At 59.2% G+C, this 5,601-nt stretch carries 5 protein-coding genes; 2 read left to right on the forward strand and 3 right to left on the reverse strand.

Annotated elements, in window-relative coordinates:
- Positions 1-138: 138 nt before the first annotated feature.
- Positions 139-1,143 carry a TRAP transporter substrate-binding protein gene (locus HMCN_RS0116780; RefSeq protein ID WP_025918465.1) on the reverse strand — a complete coding sequence of 335 codons (1,005 nt, stop codon included), beginning with the start codon at positions 1,141-1,143 and terminating at the stop codon, positions 139-141.
- A 166-nt stretch (positions 1,144-1,309) separates the two neighbouring features.
- Between HMCN_RS0116780 and HMCN_RS0116785 the strand changes: the two genes are divergently transcribed.
- A complete protein-coding gene (locus tag HMCN_RS0116785; RefSeq protein WP_025918466.1) occupies positions 1,310-3,346 on the forward strand; it encodes a nitrogen regulation protein NR(II) in 2,037 nt (678 codons plus the stop codon).
- A gap of 13 nt (positions 3,347-3,359) precedes the next feature.
- On the forward strand, positions 3,360-3,953 hold the full coding sequence (locus HMCN_RS0116790) for a response regulator transcription factor (protein WP_025918467.1): 594 nt from the start codon (positions 3,360-3,362) through the stop codon (positions 3,951-3,953).
- Between the two features lie 174 nt (positions 3,954-4,127).
- On the opposite strand, the gene HMCN_RS0116795 is transcribed toward HMCN_RS0116790, so the two are convergent.
- Positions 4,128-5,054 carry a CysB family HTH-type transcriptional regulator gene (locus HMCN_RS0116795; protein ID WP_025918468.1) on the reverse strand — a complete coding sequence of 309 codons (927 nt, stop codon included), beginning with the start codon at positions 5,052-5,054 and terminating at the stop codon, positions 4,128-4,130.
- The coding region (locus HMCN_RS0116800; protein ID WP_025918469.1) for a TOBE-like domain-containing protein at positions 5,051-5,601 on the reverse strand (551 nt) is incomplete at its 5' end. The genes HMCN_RS0116800 and HMCN_RS0116795, both read right to left, overlap by 4 nt.

Raw genomic sequence — 5,601 nt, forward strand, 5'->3', positions numbered from 1 at the left:
TATAGTTCTTGGGTATGCTGAAATTAACCTGTTTCACGCATGTAATTATTGCGGTATAAAGAAATACTGTTGCTGGTATATGCGGCTTGCAAGGAGCAGATGCTTGCAAGCCGCATGGCTGTCTTGCCGATGGGGGCGTTACTTCGGGTGCAGTGCTGCCGATTCCTTGTTGATGGAGGAAATCAGCTCCTTGCCGATGCGGTCTTCCATCTGTTTCTGGACCGGCACCAGGGCTTTGTACCACTCGGCCTGTTCCTTGCTGCTGAGCTCATACACGGTGGTTTTGCCGGATGCCTTGACGGCGGCGATCGACTTGTCGTTTTCCTGCTGGGCGATGGCATTGGCGTAGCGCGTCGATTCTTTCATCGCGGCTTCCAGCTGGGCGCGAATATCGGCCGGCAGGCCGTCCCAGAATTTCTTGTTGACGATCACCGCATAGCCCAGATAGCCGTGGTTGGTCATGCTGACATGTTTTTGCACTTCATGCATTTTTTGCGTGTACAGGTTCGATGGCGGGTTCTCGGTGCCGTCCACCACGCCGGTTTGCAGCCCCTGATACACCTCGGAGAACGCCATTACCTGCGGATTCGCGCCCAGCGCGCGCATTTGCGCGTCCAGCACCTTGGACGACTGGATGCGCATTTTCAGGCCCTTCATGTCGGACGGTGAATGCAGCGCCTTGTTGGCCGACATGACCTTGAAGCCGTTATCCCAGTACGCCAGGCCGGTGATGCCCTTGGGTTCGAGTTTTTTCAGCAGGCTCTTGCCGATCGCGCCTTCGGTGACCCGATACAGCACGTCCTTGGAAGGGAAAATATACGGCAGGTCGAAGACTTCGAATTCACGCACGCCCAAAGGGCCGAATTTGGCCAGCGATGGCGCCAGCATCTGGACCGCGCCGAGCTGCAGCGCTTCCAGCTCTTCCTTGTCCTTGTACAAGGTGCTGTTCGGGTAGACCTCGACCTTGACCCGGCCTTTCGTGCCTTTTTCCGCCAGCGCCTTGAAACGCTCGGCAGCCTTGCCTTTCGGCGTGTCGTTGGCAACCACGTGGCTGAATTTGATGACGATCGGGGCTTGCGCAAAAACGCTTGGGCTGATGACGGCGGCCGATGCCAGCGCCAGGAAAAGTGCTTTTAGCTTCATGCTTGTCTCCGGTAGGGTAGGAATATGCTTTTTTAATTTTTGGATTATTCTGGCAAGTGTTTCATTACGTCACAATTGTGGATAACCACACTCCGGACAATCGGCTTGCGAATAATCGGTAGAATTCCAGTTTGCGCCGCAATTATTCAAGAAAGATCCCGCTCCCATGACCATCGCCGGATTCAAAGATTTTGGTGCCGGCTTGTTGCACCGCAAACAGGCATGGCGTTGGCTGCTGCCGGTGCTGCTGGTGTTGCTGGTGCTGTCGATCCTGCTGTGGCTGCCATGGCAGGTGCAGCAAATGGAGGTCAGCGAGCGGCAGGAACAGCTGATCGCCGATACGCTCTGGGTGGAACAGGCGATCCGTTTTCAGCTCAGCCGCAATGAAGAAAATTTCCGCCAGGTCGGCACCGAAATTGCGAGCGGCACCATCAGCCCCGACAAACTGCGCGCACGTACCCTGCTGCTGCTGAAAAACAGCAGCGAAATCCGGCGCGTCATGTGGCTCGATAGCAGCGATACGATAGTTGCTTCCAGCGATCTGCGCGCGAATACGCAGCCGCGCCTGTCGGACGCATCGGCGCAAGCCTCTGCCACCGCGCGCAAGCTGAAATCGCCGCAGTACAGTCAGCCGTTCAGCAACGCTGGCGCTGGCGCTGCCGGTGGGCCGGAGCTGATGTTGATGGATTGCTATCTGCCAATTTTCCAGAATGGACAGTACAGCGGCAGTGTGGTGCTCCGCTATGCGTTGCAGGACATCCTCGATGCCATGGTGCCGTGGTGGTTCGCCCAGGATAACGAGATTGCATTGACCAGCAATGACGATGCGGTCGTGGTCAAGCGGGCTGCCGGCGGCATCGGACGCGGCGTGTACATGCACAGACGCGCACTGGACTTGCCGGGGGCGGCATTATATTTGCGCACCAATAGCGTCAAAAATGCACCGACCCTGTTGCCCAATCTGCTGGTGGGTTCGATTATCCTGCTGTCGCTGGGGCTGATCTGGAGCCTGTGGGCGTTGTGGCGGGATATCAACCGTCGGCTGGCGGCAGAGGGCGCGCTGCGCGAGCAGGTGGCGTTCCGGACCGCGATGGAAAACTCGCTGGTGACCGGGCTGCGGGCGCGCGACCTGAAGGGGCGGATCAGTTATGTTAATCCGGCGTTCTGCCAGATGGTCGGGCTGAGCGCCGATCAATTGGTCAACAAGCTGCCGCCGATGCCGTACTGGGCGCCGGAGGCGATCGAGGATTATGAGGAACGCTTTGCCCAGGTGCTGGCCGGCACCGTACAGCGCCATGGTTTCGAAATCATGTTCCAGCGCGCCAATGGCGAGCGTTTTCCGGTCCTGATTTACGAATCGCCGCTGCTGGATGACAGCGGCCGGCAAACCGGCTGGATGGGTTCGATCCTGGATATTTCGGATCGCAAGAAAGTCGAGGAACTCAACCGCCAGCAGCAGGAAAAGCTGCAATCGAGTGCGCGCCTGGCAACCATGGGCGAACTGGCGTCGACGCTGGCGCACGAACTCAACCAGCCGCTGGCCGCCATTTCCAGCTATACCGCCGGCGCCATCAATCTGATGCAGTCGGGCGTGGTTGACGCCGCGCTGCTGAAGCCGGCGCTGGAAAAGGCCAATGCGCAAGTGCAGCGCGCCGGCTTGATCATTCGCAGCGTGCACGAGTTCGTCAAGCGGCGCGAACCGACCCGTGAACCGGTATCGCTGCAAAACCTGATCGACAGCGTGATGCCGCTGATCGAATTGCAGGCGCAACAGAGTTTGGTCGCGATCCAGCTCAGCATTGCGCCCGGCCTGCCCGAAGTGCTGGCTGATCGCGTGATGCTGGAGCAGGTCTTGCTGAACCTGACGCGCAACGCCGTCGAGGCGATGCAGCAGGCTCCTTCCGGGCGCCGCATCCTGCGCATTGCCGTGGCCTTGGACAGCGTGCCGTTCGAGGCGGCGTCGGCAACGGCGAATGTGGTTGTGTCGGTGATCGACCAGGGGCACGGGATTGCGCCGGAAGTCGCTGAAAACCTGTTCTCGCCGTTTTTCTCGACCAAGGCTGAAGGCATGGGCATCGGCCTGAAAATCTGCCGCACCACGCTGGAGTTTCATGGCGGCACACTGCATTATGCGAATAATCCGCAGGGCGGCACGATTTTCCGTTTTGCGCTGCCGCCCTATTTGCCGCAACTGTCCGAATAACCGAGGAATCCGCATGCTCCACATAGTCGATGATGAAGAAGTGATCCGCGACTCGCTGTTATGGCTGGCCAGGTCGCGCGACATCGCGGCGACTGCCTACGCCAGCGCCACCGAGTTTCTGGCTGCGCTGGATGGCAGGAGGACGGGTTTCGAGGCCGATGGCGAGTGCCTGTTGCTCGACGTGCGCATGCCCGACGTCAATGGGATTGCCCTGTTCGATTTGCTGGTTGGACGCGGATTGACGCGACAGTTGCCGGTGATTTTCCTGACCGGCCACGGCGATGTGCCGATGGCGGTCGATACCTTGAAGCGCGGCGCGTTCGACTTTTTCGAGAAGCCGCTGAACGACAACAAGCTGATGGACCGGGCGCAGGAAGCCTTGCTGCTTTCCAGGCAGGCCGGCAGCACGGCAATGATCCATCGTCGCCTGGAGACCCTGTCGGCGCGCGAACGCGAAGTGCTGGATTTGATCCTGGAAGGGAAAATGAACAAGATCATCGCCGACGACCTCGGCATCAGCATGCGCACGGTCGAAGTCCATCGCGCCCATATTTTCGACAAGATGCAAGTGAAGACCGCAGTCGAGCTGGCGCGGCTGCTGAAATAACCGAAAACTGAAAAGGGCAAGCAGGGCGAGCCAGGATTGAAAGTATCTGCCAGTATATTTCACATGCGCATATAAAATATGCGAATGATGCTATGAAAATAACCATACTCCCTATTTTAAAAATGCATTACAGGGCCGATCTGCGGTGCTTTTGGCGTCTTTCGCGGAGCGTTCTTACGCTTCCTGGTTCAGCGCCCGTTCGATGTCGGCGCGCTTCAGGTCGGGAGCGAACTCCATGATGAAGTCATACGCATACGAGCGCAGATAGGCGCCGCGCCGTACTGCCAGCCGGGTCACGTTCGGTGCGAACAGGTGCTCGGCCCGGATTGCGCGCAGCCCGTGGTCGCGCTTCGGCTCGAATGCCATTGTTGCCAGCAATCCAACCCCCATGCCGAGCGACACATACTGCTTGATGACGTCCGAATCCATCGCGGTCAGCACGATATTGGTGCTCACGCCGGCGTTGGAGAACGCGTCGTCGATATGGCTGCGGCCGGTAAAGCCGGTGTCGTAAGTGATCAATGGATAGGCGGCAAGATCGCTCAGGCTGACGCTCGCTCGCGCCAGCAGCGGATGCTCGTCGGGAACCACGATCAAATGGTGCCAGCTGTAGCAAGGGAAGGAAACCAAATCCGGAAACTGACTCAGGCCTTCGGTGGCAATGCCGATGTCGGTCTTGCCCGATAATACCCACTCGGCGATATGCTCGGGCGCGCTTTGTTGCAATGCAATGCGCACGTCCGGAAAGGCGACGCGGAAGTTCTGCACCACTTCCGGCAGCACATAGCGCGCCTGGGTATGGGTGGTGGCGACCGTCAGCGTGCCGCTGGTCTGGCCGGAATATTCCTGGCCGGCGCGCTGCAGGTTTTCGGCCTCGATCAGCAAGCGTTCGATGATCTTCAGGATGCCTTTGCCGGGTCCGCTCAAACCGGTCAGGCGCTTGCCGTTGCGTTCGAATATCTCGACTCCGAGCTCGTCCTCCAGTTCGCGGATCTGGCGCGACACGCCCGGCTGCGAGGTGCACAGCACGTTCGCCACCTCGGTCAGGTTGTAGCCGTGGCGCGCGGCTTCGCGGATCGAACGCAATTGCTGGAAATTCATCGCTTATCCTGAAATTGATTCGATGCGGAGTTATCGACGAAGACATGCAGGCGCTTCGGCCGCACGATCAGGGTTTCGCCATCCTTCAGTTGCAGTTGCGCAAAGCGCTCATTCGAAATCACCGCTTCGATGATTTCTGCATTGTCATCGCGTTCCAGCTCCAGTTGCGCCAGCGGGCCGATTGCATGTGCGCGCTTCAGTTGCACCACGATCCCCGCGGCCCCGGCGCCGGTGCCAGCTACGCACCGATCGACCTCCAGATCGTGCGGGCGCACATAGCCGATTCCCCTGGCATCCTGTGCCTGTGCATGGTCGGGCGCAGCGAAAGCGACGCCGCCCGCATCCAGCACGCCTTCGTGCACACGGCCGTGAAACAGGTTGACGTTGCCCAGGAACCCGTACACGAAGGGCGAGGCCGGATGGTTGTACACCTCCTTGGGCGTGCCGACCTGCTCGATCTGGCCCTTGTTCATCAGCACGATCCGGTCGGCCACTTCCAGCGCCTCTTCCTGATCGTGCGTAACAAAAATGCTGGTGACGTGCAATT

The sequence above is a fragment of the Herminiimonas sp. CN genome (assembly GCF_000622895.1).
Lineage (GTDB): Bacteria > Pseudomonadota > Gammaproteobacteria > Burkholderiales > Burkholderiaceae_D > AVCC01.

What these genes read in the sequence shown, in the direction of transcription:
- HMCN_RS0116795 (WP_025918468.1), bottom strand. Translation starts at nt 5,054, where the DNA reads ATGAATTTCCAGCAATTGCGTTCGATCCGCGAAGCCGCGCGCCACGGC.
- HMCN_RS0116785 (WP_025918466.1), top strand. Translation starts at nt 1,310, where the DNA reads ATGACCATCGCCGGATTCAAAGATTTTGGTGCCGGCTTGTTGCACCGC.
- HMCN_RS0116780 (WP_025918465.1), bottom strand. Translation starts at nt 1,143, where the DNA reads ATGAAGCTAAAAGCACTTTTCCTGGCGCTGGCATCGGCCGCCGTCATC.
- HMCN_RS0116790 (WP_025918467.1), top strand. Translation starts at nt 3,360, where the DNA reads ATGCTCCACATAGTCGATGATGAAGAAGTGATCCGCGACTCGCTGTTA.